Annotated in this window: 16 protein-coding genes and 1 pseudogene; 1 reads left to right on the top strand and 16 read right to left on the bottom strand. The window is 52.6% G+C overall.

Going from position 1 to position 14,568, the window contains the following annotated elements; genetic code table 11:
* Positions 1 to 2: 2 nt before the first annotated feature.
* The 8 genes from FIV08_RS10835 to bla form a co-directional block, all read right to left on the bottom strand.
* Positions 3 to 1,001, bottom strand: a complete 999-nt coding sequence (locus FIV08_RS10835) for a serine hydrolase domain-containing protein (protein WP_152438313.1) — start codon at positions 999 to 1,001, stop codon at positions 3 to 5.
* Between the two features lie 126 nt (positions 1,002 to 1,127).
* On the bottom strand, positions 1,128 to 1,475 hold the full coding sequence (locus FIV08_RS10830; protein ID WP_228715408.1) for a helix-turn-helix domain-containing protein: 348 nt from the start codon (positions 1,473 to 1,475) through the stop codon (positions 1,128 to 1,130).
* A gap of 112 nt (positions 1,476 to 1,587) precedes the next feature.
* Positions 1,588 to 2,049, bottom strand: a complete 462-nt coding sequence (locus FIV08_RS10825) for a carboxymuconolactone decarboxylase family protein (RefSeq protein WP_152438311.1) — start codon at positions 2,047 to 2,049, stop codon at positions 1,588 to 1,590.
* Positions 2,050 to 2,215: 166 nt separating this feature from the next.
* Entirely contained in the window at positions 2,216 to 2,827 is a 612-nt protein-coding gene (locus FIV08_RS10820) for a hypothetical protein (protein ID WP_228715406.1), read from the bottom strand.
* 17 nt (positions 2,828 to 2,844) lie between these two features.
* Positions 2,845 to 3,528 (bottom strand): DUF899 domain-containing protein, encoded by a 684-nt coding sequence (locus tag FIV08_RS10815; protein WP_152438310.1) that lies wholly within the window; start codon positions 3,526 to 3,528, stop codon positions 2,845 to 2,847.
* Positions 3,485 to 3,928: a hypothetical protein gene (locus tag FIV08_RS10810; RefSeq protein WP_152438309.1), complete on the bottom strand. Its 444-nt coding sequence runs from the start codon at positions 3,926 to 3,928 to the stop codon at positions 3,485 to 3,487. Before FIV08_RS10810 ends, FIV08_RS10815 begins: the two co-directional genes overlap by 44 nt.
* Positions 3,929 to 4,067: 139 nt before the next feature.
* On the bottom strand, positions 4,068 to 4,970 hold the full coding sequence (locus tag FIV08_RS10805; RefSeq protein WP_152438308.1) for a glycosyltransferase: 903 nt from the start codon (positions 4,968 to 4,970) through the stop codon (positions 4,068 to 4,070).
* 73 nt (positions 4,971 to 5,043) lie between these two features.
* Positions 5,044 to 5,916, bottom strand: a complete 873-nt coding sequence (gene bla, locus FIV08_RS10800; RefSeq protein WP_152439640.1) for a class A beta-lactamase — start codon at positions 5,914 to 5,916, stop codon at positions 5,044 to 5,046.
* A 348-nt stretch (positions 5,917 to 6,264) separates the two neighbouring features.
* Here bla and FIV08_RS10795 point away from each other — a divergent pair, with 348 nt between their 5' ends.
* Positions 6,265 to 7,209: an IS5 family transposase gene (locus FIV08_RS10795; protein WP_152438115.1), complete on the top strand. Its 945-nt coding sequence runs from the start codon at positions 6,265 to 6,267 to the stop codon at positions 7,207 to 7,209.
* Between the two features lie 139 nt (positions 7,210 to 7,348).
* Here the strand turns inward: FIV08_RS10795 and FIV08_RS10790 are convergent, their stop codons facing one another.
* The 8 genes and pseudogenes from FIV08_RS10790 to FIV08_RS10755 all read right to left on the bottom strand — a co-directional run bounded on the left by FIV08_RS10790 (position 7,349) and on the right by FIV08_RS10755 (position 14,214).
* Positions 7,349 to 7,852, bottom strand: coding sequence for a hypothetical protein (locus tag FIV08_RS10790; RefSeq protein WP_152438307.1), 504 nt, complete (start codon positions 7,850 to 7,852; stop codon positions 7,349 to 7,351).
* Positions 7,853 to 7,984: 132 nt separating this feature from the next.
* Complete coding sequence (locus FIV08_RS10785) at positions 7,985 to 8,371, bottom strand: tautomerase family protein (RefSeq protein ID WP_152438306.1); 387 nt, start codon at positions 8,369 to 8,371, stop codon at positions 7,985 to 7,987.
* A 60-nt stretch (positions 8,372 to 8,431) separates the two neighbouring features.
* Entirely contained in the window at positions 8,432 to 8,965 is a 534-nt protein-coding gene (locus tag FIV08_RS10780; RefSeq protein WP_152438305.1) for a GNAT family N-acetyltransferase, read from the bottom strand.
* 45 nt (positions 8,966 to 9,010) lie between these two features.
* Positions 9,011 to 9,457 (bottom strand): annotated as a pseudogene (locus tag FIV08_RS10775) (GNAT family N-acetyltransferase).
* 68 nt (positions 9,458 to 9,525) lie between these two features.
* Positions 9,526 to 10,212 carry a hypothetical protein gene (locus FIV08_RS10770; protein ID WP_072677137.1) on the bottom strand — a complete coding sequence of 229 codons (687 nt, stop codon included), beginning with the start codon at positions 10,210 to 10,212 and terminating at the stop codon, positions 9,526 to 9,528.
* Between the two features lie 73 nt (positions 10,213 to 10,285).
* Positions 10,286 to 11,050, bottom strand: a complete 765-nt coding sequence (locus FIV08_RS10765; RefSeq protein WP_152438304.1) for a hypothetical protein — start codon at positions 11,048 to 11,050, stop codon at positions 10,286 to 10,288.
* A 296-nt stretch (positions 11,051 to 11,346) separates the two neighbouring features.
* Complete coding sequence (locus FIV08_RS10760) at positions 11,347 to 12,045, bottom strand: NrdJb (RefSeq protein WP_072677139.1); 699 nt, start codon at positions 12,043 to 12,045, stop codon at positions 11,347 to 11,349.
* Positions 12,046 to 12,075: 30 nt separating this feature from the next.
* Entirely contained in the window at positions 12,076 to 14,214 is a 2,139-nt protein-coding gene (locus FIV08_RS10755; protein WP_058091127.1) for an adenosylcobalamin-dependent ribonucleoside-diphosphate reductase, read from the bottom strand.
* Between the last annotated feature and the right edge of the window lie 354 nt (positions 14,215 to 14,568).

Genomic DNA, 14,568 nt, shown 5'->3' with positions numbered 1-14,568 from the left:
CGCTAGGGCAGTGCCGGAATAATGTGGTCTTCAATTAACTGGAACTGGCGCCGCAGGTAACGGGACCCAGGCGAGGGTGGGGTAGGGTCTGAGGTCATCACCACGGTCAGTTCCAGGGATGGCACTACATAGAGCACCTGGCCGCCAAAACCGCGCCCGTAGTACCCCATCTCGCCCGCCATGGGCCGCAGGAACCAGCCATAGCCATAGGGATCATCAGTGTAAGCGGATTCGCCGCGACCGTTCCAGGATTCAGTTACCCAGTCTTCCGGGAGCAATTGTTGGTCTCCCACACGGCCGTTATTGCGATACAGCTCGCCGACTTTTACCAGATCACGGGGTGAGAGCAGCATATTGTTACCGCCGAAATAAACCCCTTGCGGGTCTTGGTCCCAGGGCGGGATATCTATGTCCAGAGGTTCCCCCAGCCACTCCCGCGCCAGGGATAGGGTGCTGCGACCAGAGCTTTCGGTGAGTGCGGCCGAGAGCAGGTGGCTGCTGCCAGAGGAATACAGCATGCGCCCGCCCGGTTCATCCACAAAGGGCTGGGTAAGCACGTGGCTGACCCAGTTGTTACTGGCCACCCAGGGCCCATAGTTGCCACCAGAGGTACGCTGTAACCCCGCTTGCAAGGACAACAGATGCCCGAGCGTAATGCGCTCAACACCCTCGGTGGCCGATGCTGGCACCCGGTTGCCCAGAGTTTCTACCACAGGCTGATTGGTTCCCTCGAGTACATCGTTTTTGATACCCATACCCACCAGTGCAGCCAACACCGTTTTAGACAAAGACTTGATGTTGACGGGCGCATCCAGGCCCTGGCCCCGTAAATCCAGTGCCAGAATTTCTTCACCCTTGTGGGCAACAATCAGGGTGTGCAGGCGGTCAAGTTGTGCGGCTTCTTGCTCGACCTGGGCTTGCCAATTCGAGGGCTGTGCGTGGGAAAGCGAGGGGATAACGAGGATCAGAAACGTTCGAGCCCACCTGGATAACCTCTGCATAGCGTTGGGATACCCTTCGTTGATGTAAACATGAAAATCATAGCTGGATAACGACTGTACGCTACAAGATTAGAAGGGGCTCACCTTGGTTATACGATTTTGCTCAAAGAATCGTCAGTCTAATACTCACACCTTCCCGGGCGTAATGCGCGCAATGGCACGGAACTCCCTCGTCATGTGAGCTTGATCACTAAAGCCAAACTGATGGGCAACCTCTGCCAGGTTTGCCCGGCTGTGCTCGCGGATGTAGTCGATGGCTCGTTTCACCCGCAGGATGCGCTGGTACTGCTTGGGTGTCATTTCCATCCAGTGTTTGAAAAGCCGCTCCACATGCCGCTGGCTGACGCTGATCTGTTCGTTAAGCACCCCCGGTGCTGCGTTTTCGTTGAAGCTTTCCAGGGCCTGCTTCAGCGGCCCGGGGATGCTCTTTGTGAGGCGGAAATGCTTTCTCAGCCATCGTTGCAGCAACTTCACGACCGGCTCGTTTTCCTGTTCGGATACTGACGCGGACCAAATCCCTTGCACAAACGCCGACAACGGCCCTGACGGGCAGGAAAGCTGAAAATCGAACGCTGGTCTGGAAAGGCTATTGTGGTTTATAGCTGCCTACCTCTGGCTTGAACGTTTTGGCAATCCGGTTCCAACTGTTGATGGCGTTAACCGCGATGGTTAAATCCACCAGAGCCTGCTCACTCAAAGCTTTCACTACATCCTGATATTTCTGGTCGTCTACCGGCCCGCCATAGGTAAGATGCTCCGCCCAATCAAGCGCAGCTCGTTCTGTGGGAGAATAGAAAGGCATGTCGTGCCAGGCGCTCAAGCCCAACATTCGCTCCGGGGTTTCACCCTGCGCCTTGGCATCTTTGCTGTGCATGTCGATGCAGAAGGCGCACTGATTGATTTCCGACACCCTTAGCTTTACCAGCTCCCAAACAGCCGTGCTGAGGGTGTCTGACGCTCGAAACTGCTCCCTCAAATACGCTTCCTGATCCATCAGAATCTGCATCGCTTTCGGCGCCAGGCCGATGTAGTTCGCGCGTGCGGTCATGATCCATGTCCTCCAATTGTTGTGGAGTTACACGGTAATAAATGGCCCGGGATCGGTATTGAAGATTTTCGACATCGATACGGCGTTACCGTGATGGCTTCCAATCGAAATCTACGAGGACGCGCCAGGGCTTGCAGCGGAACCGGCGAGCAGGCCGCCATTCACCCTAGAGCATATCGATGGCTCTGCCGATGTTATATCTCGCGGTGCTCTCGTATTTTTCCTTGAACGGATCAAGGTTGTAAATACTGGCACTACTGAGAAACGACTGAAGCAGTTCCTTCCGCTTCTTGCGGTAGATAAACCACGGCACCAGCCTGTATTCCTTGCGCACGTTCCGTTCAAACTGGTCGTACACCGCGGGCAGGGCACCCAGAATGGCGAGATCTATATCGACGATGAGCTGCGCATCGTGGCTCTTTACACTGCCATTGTGCAGCGTGGCCATGATCAGGTTGTGCACGCGCGCTATACCCGCCTGATCGTAACCGTGGGAGCCAAGAAACGCCTGTGCCCAGTTCGCGCTGTCCAGCTCGTTGGTCTTTGACAGGGGCTTGTATATGGCATCGTGGAACCAAATCGCCAACTCAAGCTCTTCCGGTCTTTCAGCGATGTCCTTTACGCCGTCAAAGTGGGTGAGCATGGCATCAATGTGGTCGACCGTATGGTAGAACCGGCGCTTCTCTGAGTAGGCGGCGTGGAGTGCGTCATAAACCTCTGGTGACTGCGGAAGCCCCATAGCGTTCATCAGGGTTTGCCATCTGCTTTGGTTCATCATGTTCAGCCCACGCATCGTTAGACTTCATACTCGTCGTGTCGGCGATTCCACACATACGGCTTTGTCTGTGGCCAACCTTCCGGCGAATCCTCCCAGGTTTCCTGGCGACCATACGGCGTCAAATCCAGATACGTCCAGAGGCTACCCAGGTACTCAACGCCACGGGCACCCGTAAAGTAAGTGCGGTATACATCATTCCCGTCACGAAGGAATACGCTTGCGCCGTGCCTTTCTCCCTCAGCTGTCGTTACGCCAAAATCATAATTAAAGTCACTTTCGAAAGACGAGTACCAGGGCATCGCCCAGCCCATACGCTTTTTGTACTGCGCAAGCTTCTGGTAAGGTGCGCGTGACACCATCACAAGCGACGTATCGCGGGCATGCAGGTGGGCAGGGTGGGTCATGGCGTCGGCGAGCCAGGAGCATCCGTCGCAACCGGCCTTCCAGTCGGGTGCGAACATAAAATGATAAACAATGAGCTGGCGGCGCCCGCCGAACAGGTCGAGAAAAGACACACTGCCTTCTTCACCGTGGAACAGGTAATCATTCTTTACCTTTACCATCGGCAGCCTTCGGCGTTCAGCGCTCAAGGCATCCCGCGCTCTGGTGGCCTCTTTTTCTTTAACCAGTAACTGGCTGAGGGCGGCTTCCCATTCCTCATTCGAGACAATTGGTGGCAATGCTGGTTTGGTGTCTTGCATATGTAAGGTACCTCTTGCTGGATGAGCCTTCCCCACAGTCTGGCGGTTGCCCGCTGGATGCTTCGAATGAGAGCACATCAATAGTTCCTGAAACGAGATGTTCCGGAACTTGAAGGCGAATGAGTGTCGCGCGATGGTCCGCGAGATATTTTGATAGCTTCTCGACTGAATGACTCAGTTTCACACCGTCGAGCGTGCGAACCAACTGACGGAGCGGTGAATCCCTTTGTTCAAGTTGGGATACGATGAAAGTCAGAGTTTCACAGAGGTGTCGGAACTGTTCGGCCGCGACTTCAATGCTTGGTTCGCTGTCACTGTCGCTAAGTTCAGTGCCTAATGCGCGCGCACCTTCTAGAAGTTCTGTTGCTCGTTCGTTGAGAAGGTCAATAACGCTGTCCATTATCAATCCTTGATCAGATATTCTGTGGTGGTCATTCTCCGGGCTAGTGGCAAACTTAACTATAGAAGGTGATTGCGGTTCGTGGGCATTTCATGATCATTCCTTTTTTGATGAAAGCCAGTCTAAGAGGCTGCCAATGTTAATCGTGTCTCGCCCCACAGCGGGGAAAGATCACCCGATAAACCGCGCGCCATACCACCGAATCCAGGGGAGCATACCGCAACGCCTGAGCAACCGCGCCCCAGGCCGTCGCAGAGTCTCCTACTGATGCAAAATGGCGGGCTTTCCGGCAGTAGAAGCGTGCCAGACCCCAGCGGATGTCACCGGGTTCGAGCGTGCTTCCGTACTCCTCGATAAAATCACGAATGATCGCTTCGTTGGCAGCAAATCGGCGTTTTTTGTCGCTGGAAATCTGATCTGCCATCACCCGGTAATAGCCCCAATACTCGGGCACATAGAGGAACGTAAACCGGGCCGAAAAACGCAGCCAGATGTCGTAATCGTCGGCAACGCCGTAACGGCCGGAAAACCCGCCCATGGTATCGAAACATTCCCGCCGCGCCATGACCGTGTTGATGCTCACGCTGTTGTCCACCAGCATCTGCCGGGCAATCCGCCCGGAGTGCCGGCGCATATTCTTGCGGGACAACTCGCGGCCCTGTTCATCGATCATGATTTCATCACTGTGAAGCACGTCCACCTCCGGGTGAGCCTCCATCAGCGCCACTTGCCGTTCCAGCTTATCGGGCACCCACAGGTCATCAGAATCGAGAAAACATATTAGCTCTCCCTGGGCGTACTGAAGCGCCAGATTCCGGGCAAGGCTCTGGCCCTGATTCTCCTGAAAGTGGTAGTGGATGCGGTCATCATCCAGGTAACTGGCCAGACTCTCGCTGGTGCCATCCTGGGAGCCATCATCAACGATGATCAGCTCCCAGTGGGGATATGACTGGGCCAACACAGACTCGACCGCTTGCGTGATGGTGCGCTCACGGTTGAAGGTGGGGGTGATGATGCTGACAAGGGGTTCCTGAGTAGCCACAATGGGTCCTTTCTTGTGCCAATAAACGTCGGTGCCGCGTAAAAACGAGGTATAACGGACGTTACTCGATACTCTACTGGCGTGCGTTGACCGTCAACACGATTGCTTCACCTATCTCAGCAATTGCCGCATTCCGCTCTTCGAAGGAAGCCTCCGTCTGAGTCAGATACAGCGCCACAATGATAGGTTGGCACTCAGGTGGCCAGATGACGGCCGTAATAGACCTCGACCCGAAACCTCCCGCCCCGGTTCGATCTGCGACAGTCCAGCCCTCTGGTACAGCAGCCCGAAAAAGCCCGTCCGCAACCTGGTTGCCCTCGAGCCAATCACGTAGTTGCTCTCTGGACGGTTCGGATAAGGCATCATCCAACAGCAAGGTTTGAAGATTCCTGACCATTGCATTTGGCGTTGTAGTGTCCCGGTTATCGCCTGGTAACGCTTCATTCAGTTCCGTTTCCCACCGGTCGAGACGCGTTACGTCGTCTCCCAAATGCCTCGCAAACGAGGTTACTGCTTCTGGCCCTCCCAATTCTCGTAAAACCAGGTTTGCGGCCGTATTGTCGCTCGTTGTCAGTGTGGCCTCGCACAGATCTGACAGGGTCATCGCCTCACCATCTGCGTGCTTCTCTGTGATGGGGGAGTAGGTCACGAGTTCGGATTCGGAGACATTCACTTTTCTCGCGAGGTTCGCCTGTCCCGTATCGACCCGATGGAGCAGGGCGGCACAAGCCAGTGTTTTAAACGTGCTGGACATCGCAAACCGCTGATCAGCGCGATATTCCCACCTCTGGCCGGACTCCAGGTCATAAGCAGCAAAGCCAACACGGGCCTCCAGGTCGTCAGCGACTTTCTCGACAGTTTTAATCAGGGCGTTATGTTGGTCAGCAGCGGCAACTGAGGTGAACAAGGTAAGTAAAGTAGCCGCGATAAGCGTATGAAATTTCATCAACGGTTCAACCTTCATCATAGGCTATGCGCGCCCAGTTTATTGGGTGTATAAGTCTGGATTTGGATGGGGTTCTTGATCAGGCACAGTGATCCCTGTTGCCGTCCAATATACTACCTCGCTATCTAACGGTTTATCATTCCTTATTTGGTTTTCGTTCTGGGTATAATGAAAACCATTACCGCAAAACGCTGTGAAGGAATTTCCATTGACTAGGTACATATCTGCGCTGACAACCGTATCACACCTGCCCGTATCCAAGACCTTTTTAGCTAGGGAGACTCTGAATAAGTCCCCAAAATCAGCGATAATACGGCCATCATCAACCGCATAGGATTCGTTGCCACCATGGATCAGATCACCTTCTCCGAAGCTGAGTACCAGACCAAGAAGCGCAAAACGCGTCGTGAGATCTTTCTGGAGCGGATGGACAAGCTGATTCCCTGGAAGCAATTGGAGAAGAAGGTAGCCCGTTATTACCCGAAGGGCCAGAATGGCCGGCCTCCCTATCCGCTGCCGGCCATGCTTCGAGTTCACTGCATGCAGCTGTTCTATAACCTGAGCGATCCGGCCATGGAAGACGCTCTGTACGAGATCGAATCCATGCGGCACTTCGCTGGTCTGAAGCTGGACCGCCTGCCGGACGAAACCACCATTCTCAAGTTCCGCCATTTCCTTGAACGCCACGGACTCGGCAAGGTGCTGTTCAAAGAAGTTAACAAGCACTTGGAAAAGAACGGCCTGATGCTGCGCGAAGGCAGCATTGTGGATGCCAGCATTATTTCGGCACCGAGTTCCACCAAGAACAAAAGTGGTCAGCGGGATCCAGAGATGCACCAAACCAGGAAGGGCAATCAATGGTATTTCGGCATGAAGATGCACATCGGCGTTGATGACACGCTCGGACTGATCCACAGCATCGACACGACGGCCGCCAACGTCCACGACATTGTGCCGGCCGGCAACCTTCTTCACGGTGACGAGCAGCGCGTGTTCGGTGATGCCGGTTATCTTGGCATTCAAAAGCGGGATGAGCATAAGGATCGCAAAAACGTCTCTTGGTTCATTGCCAAACGCCCCGGTTCTCGTAAAAAACTGGACGACCGAAAGTTGAAGGCTGAAAAGCTCAAAGCCAGCGCCCGTGCCAAAGTGGAACATCCGTTCCGGTACATCAAACAGGTCTTTGGCTACAGCAAGGTTCGCTATCGCGGCCTGGCTAAAAACAGTAACCGATTACACTTGCTGGCCGCGTTCAGCAACCTGCTGATGGGTGAAAAATACCTGCTGGCGTAGTGCCAGTGCGCCTGTTTTCCGCCGAAATGGCGGGAAACGGGCAAAAAATGAACAAATAGAGGGGCTGATCGTGCCTAAATTGCCTTTGAATAGCTTTTTTTGAGCTAATAAAGTTATTCGGCAAGAAATCAGGCATTAATCAGACCCTCCCTAGAGTAGCTCTCAAGGAAAAATATTCATCATACCAATCTTTATAGTATTTCCTGGCCTTAGATCCTGGCTCGTCTTTCAGTATTACACGAGATGCAATTCTTTGATTGTAATCATTTCTGGATAAGCTGGCCTCGGGTATCAACTTAGAATTGGCGACGACTTTTTTTCTGCCGAAGCCGTTTCGAAAATTTAGTTGTATGACATTACTCGAAGATCCGTTGTCCGATATTTTATATACCACTCCAAGATTATGAAGACTGCCAGCTAAGCCTTCACCAGTATAAATGTACTTTTCATTTAGGTTTAATTTGTATTTCTCCACTAGATTATCAATTCTTCCTAGCCGAGCCATCCTATTCTCTGTGGACTCGGTTTCTTTTATAGCCATAATTATTGGCATAGCTTTGATGTTTTCTTCAGCTGATACAGCTAAACCAAAACCTTGCAGGAAGGTAAAGGTCATACCGATTATTAAACTGATCCTTGTCATGCAGTCCTCTCCGTTAAATTGGCTGACGAAACTCCGATAAGTAAAATCAACGCAGTCCCATTTTCGCCTGTCAATACGCGCCACTACTGGCGGTGAAGCCTTACTAGCAATGACTTCACGTTGACAACATTGTTACACATTGACCGAGTACTTAAGGTCACGCACCTCGTCTCCAGTCATGCCCCGAAAGCCCCAACAGTGGGGCGGTTGTTCCTTGATCGTGATCTCAACATCCACGGGTGAGATGCCAATCACGGACTCAATCTTGCTGAAGAGCTCCTTGATCAGAGCTTTCTGGGTCTCGGGCGTTCGGCCCTGCATCATATTAATCTCGATGGCCGTGTAGGCGGGCGTCCGGCCCCCGGGGTAATAAAAGTCCTCGGGTTCCATGGGGATAAAACGATGAGCCCGCTTGTCTTCCGGCATACCGAGTACGGACTGCATACATCCGTGAATAACCTCGGAGAGCTGATCCTTGATCGGATTAAGATGTTCTTTGATTCCATAGATGACTATCACGATGCCTCCTGCAATGTTTACGGATGTCCTTATCTCCCAAAACCAGTGGTAATGGGCGCACTACAACAATTTGTTGTGCAATGCCCAATCTTCGCATGTCATTCGATACACCCGCACCAGTCGGTTATGAAACTCTTGAAGCGCGTAGTCTCCGAACCCGACCCTCTCCGTTACCCTAACTGAGGCTGTATGCTCCGGCTCGATAATAACAATGACCGACTCACAGTGTTTTTTCCGGAAAGCATACCGGAGAACACCTTTGACAGCCTCTGTCGCATACCCATGATGCCAGAACCTGCGCGCCAGGCGATAACCCAGATTGATTTCTTCAACTTCGCCAACCAACTCCGGCCCAACGCCACAGAAGCCGATAAATTCGCCTGATTCTTTCTCATACAGAGCCCATGGCCCGATTCCATGAGAGGCGTAACACTCAAGGCACCAATCAACGAACTTTCGGGTAGCTTCTTCGTCGCAAACTCCACGAACGGAAAACTTCATGACGTCGGGATCACTGAGCATTGTGGTGAGCACCGGAATGTCTTGATGGGATAGCTTCCTTACAACCAACCTCTCTGTTTCAAACAATGGCACTGATCTCTCCCTGTGCATAACAGCGAATTACATGACTATCCGATACTATCGACCAGGCTCTCCGTCCCTAGAACCACTATACAAGCCCTGCCAACCCAATTTTCCGGCCACTTTCTTACTGGCTAAATTATTGTCTGCGATGAAAACCTGGACGGCCTCTAGATTGATCTCCGTAGATAACCTTGTGATCGTCAGCCTGCACGCCTTGGAAGCTATGCCAATCCCCCAAAACTCGGACCTGAAGAAATAACCAAAATCTTAAATACCATCTGTCTATTTGATACCGCAGAACCCGATGAACTCTTCAGTCTCAGACTCTGCAACAGCAAAGCGAGCCGGATTAGCTAGTGTGTTCTCGAACCACGAATTTGCTTCATCCTCAGTCAGGGCGCTACGCGGCCCGAGAAATCGCATGACCTCAGGATCTTGAAGCATCGAAATGACAGCCATCTTATCTTTCTGAGGTAGATCCCTCAGTCTGACTCTAATCATAGAGATGGCTTGCAATGTGGCGCCTGCGGCAGGGGTGCGACGTCAGGAGCGTCCCTTGACCGCAATTGTTAGTCACTGGTCGAATGAATAGCATGGGCTTTCAGATACTCATCCAAATCGCGGCATGCTTGGACATAATCAAAAAAATCGCCTGCAAACGTCATGAGATTGTCGCTATTCAACCTGACCCTCGACAAGGTCTCGATTAAGTTAAAATGCTTTGAGTCTTGGACTTTCATCAACAGCGCTACCAGCGGGGCTTCAAGAAAGAGAAGCTGAGTCATTATCTTATCAATGTGGCGCAATGATCTGACCCTGTAGTTTTCAAAGTATTGAAGCCAGTTCGCCTGGCCTCCTTGCCAGAAAACCATAGGTGCTTCCCCATTAGGCGCCAATTTAGAAAAAACGGCCTCGATGTCGTGCTTCTCCAAAGTTTGAAAATCGAGCTTGGTGGGATCACCCCCAGTAAATCCGGCGATCTGCGTCTTGCAATCTTTGACTACAAGATTTGCCCAGCGTGTCACAAAGGGATATATCGTTTTCTTTTCTCGCACCTCTTTGAAGTGCACCACTATCAGATAGAAAACATAACTCGCCAACACGGAGGCAAGCACCGCTTCAAAAACCAGTCCGAGTTCATGAAGGCCACCGACTGGCTCAGGAATTTTATTGAATATGAACAACTTCACTAGCAGCAGGATCGTCGAGATGAGTGCTGCTAAATTGACTGCTCTTGGAATTGTTTTCCAAAACATTCTTAAACTACTCCCTGACTAACGCCTGCAGTTGCGGAGTGCAACGGAGTACCTGTTCGACAACCTGCACTGGTTAGTTGCTGGTCGAAATTGAGTCATATTTTTTCTGTATTTGATCTTCTTCCATTTTTTGGAAATTCTCGACTTTTAGCCTCAGAAAACCGTCTGGATTCAACTTACAGTGATAGTGGTGATGCTCTTTCAAACTAGCGTCCTTTTCCCTTTCGAGCTCTCTATCTGACTTTTCCTTTCGCCCCGTCATTTTTAACCACTGCTGGTAGGCTTTCCAGAAGCTATAAACCAGAGCAATTACCGACAGCCACAGAGGGCTAAAAAACTCAATTAATGCTATAGCAATAGGTACGACGACAGACCAGACAATAAGTAATCTTTTCGCTGTCCGTATTGGCTTCAGGTTTTCTCGTGCTTTGGCACTGACTTCGCTCTGGGTTCTGAAGTTCAGATCGGAGTATATTTCTAGCAAATACCCTTGGGACTTCAGTTCCTCTGGAAATTCTTCATCTTCAAGAAGTTCCCACCGATAACGTGGCTCTCCTTCATCCAAGGTAGCGGTGATGTGACTAATAGGACGTACATTTTCAAGATTAATAAGGTCGCCATGCCTATCAAATGCACTGGCCATAACAGGCACCGGATACCGAGTGATCCATTTCCCGGCTAGCTTTTCCAAGTCTGTGGCCACCTCCTCAGCTGCAACTTCGGAAACATACGTAACGGTGAGGGAGGCAAAGGGAATTGAACTAACAGGCGGCGAATACTCAAGAAAGTAGCATTCAGTTTTTTCGGTGATGTGATCGAAGTATATCTTTTCTTCCACTACTCAGAACCTTGTCTGGCAACTAACAGCGTATTGGGTAGCAGTCTTCATAAATGGTCTTTTGTGACTGCGTCGTCATCACGTATCAATAATGCAAGTCCACTGACCACCGATACCCTGAAAATCTCAAAAAACATGTAACTACAAGCCCCAAAAAGAAGAAAGCCAGATCCCGCATAGCAATATCAGTGCAGTGGCGTTTTCACCAATAACGACGCGCCACAAACACTGCCCCCAACAAAAAGGCCCGGCAGCTTCCGCAACCAGGCCTCTTCATCACTCAGCGGTCAATCACCTCAACCGCATTTGCTGTCGCCGCAAGACAGGCAGGTGGCGCAGCCGTCCATCACAATCACCGCTTTGGTGCTGCACTTGCCGCACATGGTGGCGTTGGCGGGGTAGTCGCTGCCGCTGTCGTCGTTGGTGGCTTTGTTCTGGCTGGCTTCGAACTCGGCGCGTTTCTCGGCGAGAATGCGCTTGGTGGTTTCGCTCAGCTCGTCACTTTCCAGCAGGCCGATGGCCTTCAGGTGCTTTTCGATCACGGCGCCAATTTCGGCAACCAGTGATGGCATGAACACGCCGCCTTTCTTGAAGTAGCCGCCGTTGGGGTCGTACACGCTGCGCAGCTCTTCCACCAGGAAGGTTACGTCGCCGCCTTTGCGGAATACCGCAGAGATTACGCGGGTGAGGGCGATAACCCACTGGAAGTGTTCCATGGATTTGGAGTTGATGAACACTTCATACGGCTGCCGGCTTTCGTGGTCGGTGTCTTCGTTCAGCAGGATGTCATTGATGGTAATGTACATCGCGTGCTCGGCCACCGGCGGTTTGATCTTGTAGGTGGTGCCCAGCAAGAAATCCGGCCGTTCGATGTTTTCGTTCATCTCCACCGGCTTGGTTTCAGCCATCACCGGTGCCTGGTGCTCGTTAGGGGTTTCCGTGTCGGCTTTCTTGACTCGGTAGCCGACAATCTTGTTGCTGATTTTCACTGTCATGTTCGTTGTCCTGTCTGTCGGTTCCCGGGATCAATATTTACCGTAAGTGCCTTCTTTAAGCGCATCAAACAGGTTGGCGGCGGTGTGGGTTTCGCCGTCGTACTCTACCTGTTCGTTGCCCTTGAGGGTCACTTTGCTGCCATCGTCCAGGGTGAATTCGTACAGGGTGTTTTCAAGGTCTTTCTCTTTAACCAGTACGCCCTGGAAGGCTTCCGGGTTGAAGCGGAAGGTGGTGCAGCCTTTCAGGCCCTTGTCGTAGGCGTACAGGTAGATGCCTTTGAAGTCCTGGTAAGCGAAGTCTGTAGGAACATTGGCGGTTTTGGAAATGGAGGAATCTACCCATTTCTGTGCCGCTGCCTGAATGTCTACGTGCTGCGTGGGGGTTACGTCATCAGAGGTGGTGAAATAACTGGGCAGCTTTTTGTCTTCGTCTTCGGAGAAGGGCATGGCGCCAGGGTTAACCAGGTGGCGGTAGGCCAGCAGCTCGAAGCTGAACACGTCCACTTTCTCTTTGGTTTTCCGGCCTTCACGGATGATGTTCCGGGCGTAATGGTGCGAGAAGCTTGGCTCGATGCCGTTACTGGCGTTGTTGGCCAGCGACAGGCTGATGGTGCCAGTGGGCGCGATGGACGTGTGGTGGGTAAAACGGCCACCTTTCTCGGCCAGCTTTTTCACCAGTTCCGGCTCTACGTGGCCAATCTGCTGCATGTAGCGGCTGTACTTGGCGTGCAGCAATTTGCCCTTGAGGATGTCGCCCACTTTGTAGCCGTCTTTGGCCAGGTCCGGGCACTTGTTCATCATCTTGGGGGTGATTTCAAACTCATCTTCCATGATCGGGGCCGGGCCTTTTTCTTCAGCCAGGGCCAGGGACTGGCGCCAGCCTTCCACGGCCATTTCCCGAACCACGTCTTCGGTGAACTGCACGGAATCGTCAGAGCCGTAGGGCATGCGCAGCATGGCTAGGGTGGAACCCAGGCCCAGGATGCCCATGCCGTGGCGGCGCTTGTAGGTGATTTCGTGGCGCTGCTCGGCCAGCGGCAGGCCGTTGATTTCTACCACGTTGTCCAGCATGCGGGTGAAGATGCCGACAACCTTGCGGTACTTCTCGTAGTTGAAGCTGGCTTTGTCGGTGAACGGGTAGTCCACGAACTTGGTCAGGTTCACGGAGCCAAGCAGGCAGCTGCCGTAAGGGGGCAGGGGCTGCTCGCCACAGGGGTTGGTGGCGCGGATGTCTTCGCAGAACCAGTTGTTGTTCATCTGGTTGACTTTGTCGATCAGGATGAAGCCTGGCTCAGCGTAGTCGTAGGTGCTGGTCATGATGGTGTCCCAGATGAACTGGGCTTTCACCGTCTTGTAGATGCGGCAGGCCACCTTGCCTTCTTCGTTTACCACGTAGCCGTCCTGAACCGGGAAATCGCGGTACAGGAACTGCTCGGCGTTGTTCAGGTCCAGGCCTTCGTCTTCCACTTCCTTCTTGGTGACAGGGAAGGAGAGGTGCCAGTCGTCGCCGTTGCGTACGGCTTCGATGAAGTCTTCGGTGATCAGCAGAGACAGGTTGAACTGGCGCAGGCGGCCGTCTTCACGCTTGGCCTGGATAAACTCGATGACGTCGGGGTGGTGTACATCGAAGGTGGCCATCTGGGCACCGCGGCGGCCACCGGCAGAAGACACGGTGAAGCACATGCGGTCGAAGATATCCATGAACGACAGCGGGCCAGAGGTGGTAGCGCCGGCACCGGCGACGTAGGCACCGCGGGGGCGCAGGGTAGAGAACTCATAACCAATACCACAACCGGCCTTGAGGGTAAGGCCTGCTTCGTGGTTTTTTTCCAGGATGTCATTCATGGAATCCTGGATACTGCCGGATACCGTGCAGTTGATGGTGGAGGTGGCAGGCTTGTGGGCTTCCGCACCGGCGTTGGAGGTGATCCGGCCAGCCGGAATGGCACCGTTTTGCAGGGCCCAGAGAAACTCCTTCATGTACTTGTTGCGTACATTCTTGTTCTCCACTTCCGACAAGGCCTTGGCAACGCGCTCGTAAGTCGCGTTGATGTCTTTGTCGACCGCTTCGCCTGTTTTGGTCTTCAGCTGGTATTTGCTGTGCCAGATATCAAGCGACGCTTCCTGCATGGGAATCGTTGTGATCACTGCCTGTGCCTTAGCGTTCATTGCCACCCTCGGTTTCCAGTATGTCTCGTTTTGATGGTGCCGTCCCCGGCGCCATGCCCCTTTTTTAATGGTGTTGCGTTCTTACTGCCGGCCTGTTTTTGGTCAAAAACACTAGATGTGGTATTTGCCTGGCGGAAGGTGCCGCCTGTTCAGAGCCGGTGGATTGCCTTTATCTTGCTGTCGGAGTTGCTTTTGCCGGCTTTCCCGGCGCCCGCGCGGCGGGCTGTGTGGTTGTTATTTGCCCTATATATGGGCTTCTTGTTCGTGAAGTATAACAGGATATAGTGGTCTGTGAATAAGAGAGCAACTATTGAATGAGCTTTGAGTGCAAAGAAAATCAATGGAAGAATACTT

The organism is Marinobacter sp. THAF197a, assembly GCF_009363275.1.
Lineage (GTDB): Bacteria > Pseudomonadota > Gammaproteobacteria > Pseudomonadales > Oleiphilaceae > Marinobacter.
Note: the sequence above shows the minus strand (reverse complement) of the source record. Positions and strands in the feature narration are given on the sequence as shown.

Coding starts and splice junctions, on each gene's coding strand:
- FIV08_RS10835 (WP_152438313.1), bottom strand. CDS start 1,001: ATGCAGAGGTTATCCAGGTGGGCTCGAACGTTTCTGATCCTCGTTATC.
- FIV08_RS10825 (WP_152438311.1), bottom strand. CDS start 2,049: ATGACCGCACGCGCGAACTACATCGGCCTGGCGCCGAAAGCGATGCAG.
- FIV08_RS10820 (WP_228715406.1), bottom strand. CDS start 2,827: ATGATGAACCAAAGCAGATGGCAAACCCTGATGAACGCTATGGGGCTT.
- FIV08_RS10815 (WP_152438310.1), bottom strand. CDS start 3,528: ATGCAAGACACCAAACCAGCATTGCCACCAATTGTCTCGAATGAGGAA.
- FIV08_RS10810 (WP_152438309.1), bottom strand. CDS start 3,928: ATGGACAGCGTTATTGACCTTCTCAACGAACGAGCAACAGAACTTCTA.
- bla (WP_152439640.1), bottom strand. CDS start 5,916: ATGAAATTTCATACGCTTATCGCGGCTACTTTACTTACCTTGTTCACC.
- FIV08_RS10795 (WP_152438115.1), top strand. CDS start 6,265: ATGGATCAGATCACCTTCTCCGAAGCTGAGTACCAGACCAAGAAGCGC.
- FIV08_RS10790 (WP_152438307.1), bottom strand. CDS start 7,852: ATGACAAGGATCAGTTTAATAATCGGTATGACCTTTACCTTCCTGCAA.
- FIV08_RS10770 (WP_072677137.1), bottom strand. CDS start 10,212: ATGTTTTGGAAAACAATTCCAAGAGCAGTCAATTTAGCAGCACTCATC.
- FIV08_RS10760 (WP_072677139.1), bottom strand. CDS start 12,045: ATGACAGTGAAAATCAGCAACAAGATTGTCGGCTACCGAGTCAAGAAA.
- FIV08_RS10755 (WP_058091127.1), bottom strand. CDS start 14,214: ATGAACGCTAAGGCACAGGCAGTGATCACAACGATTCCCATGCAGGAA.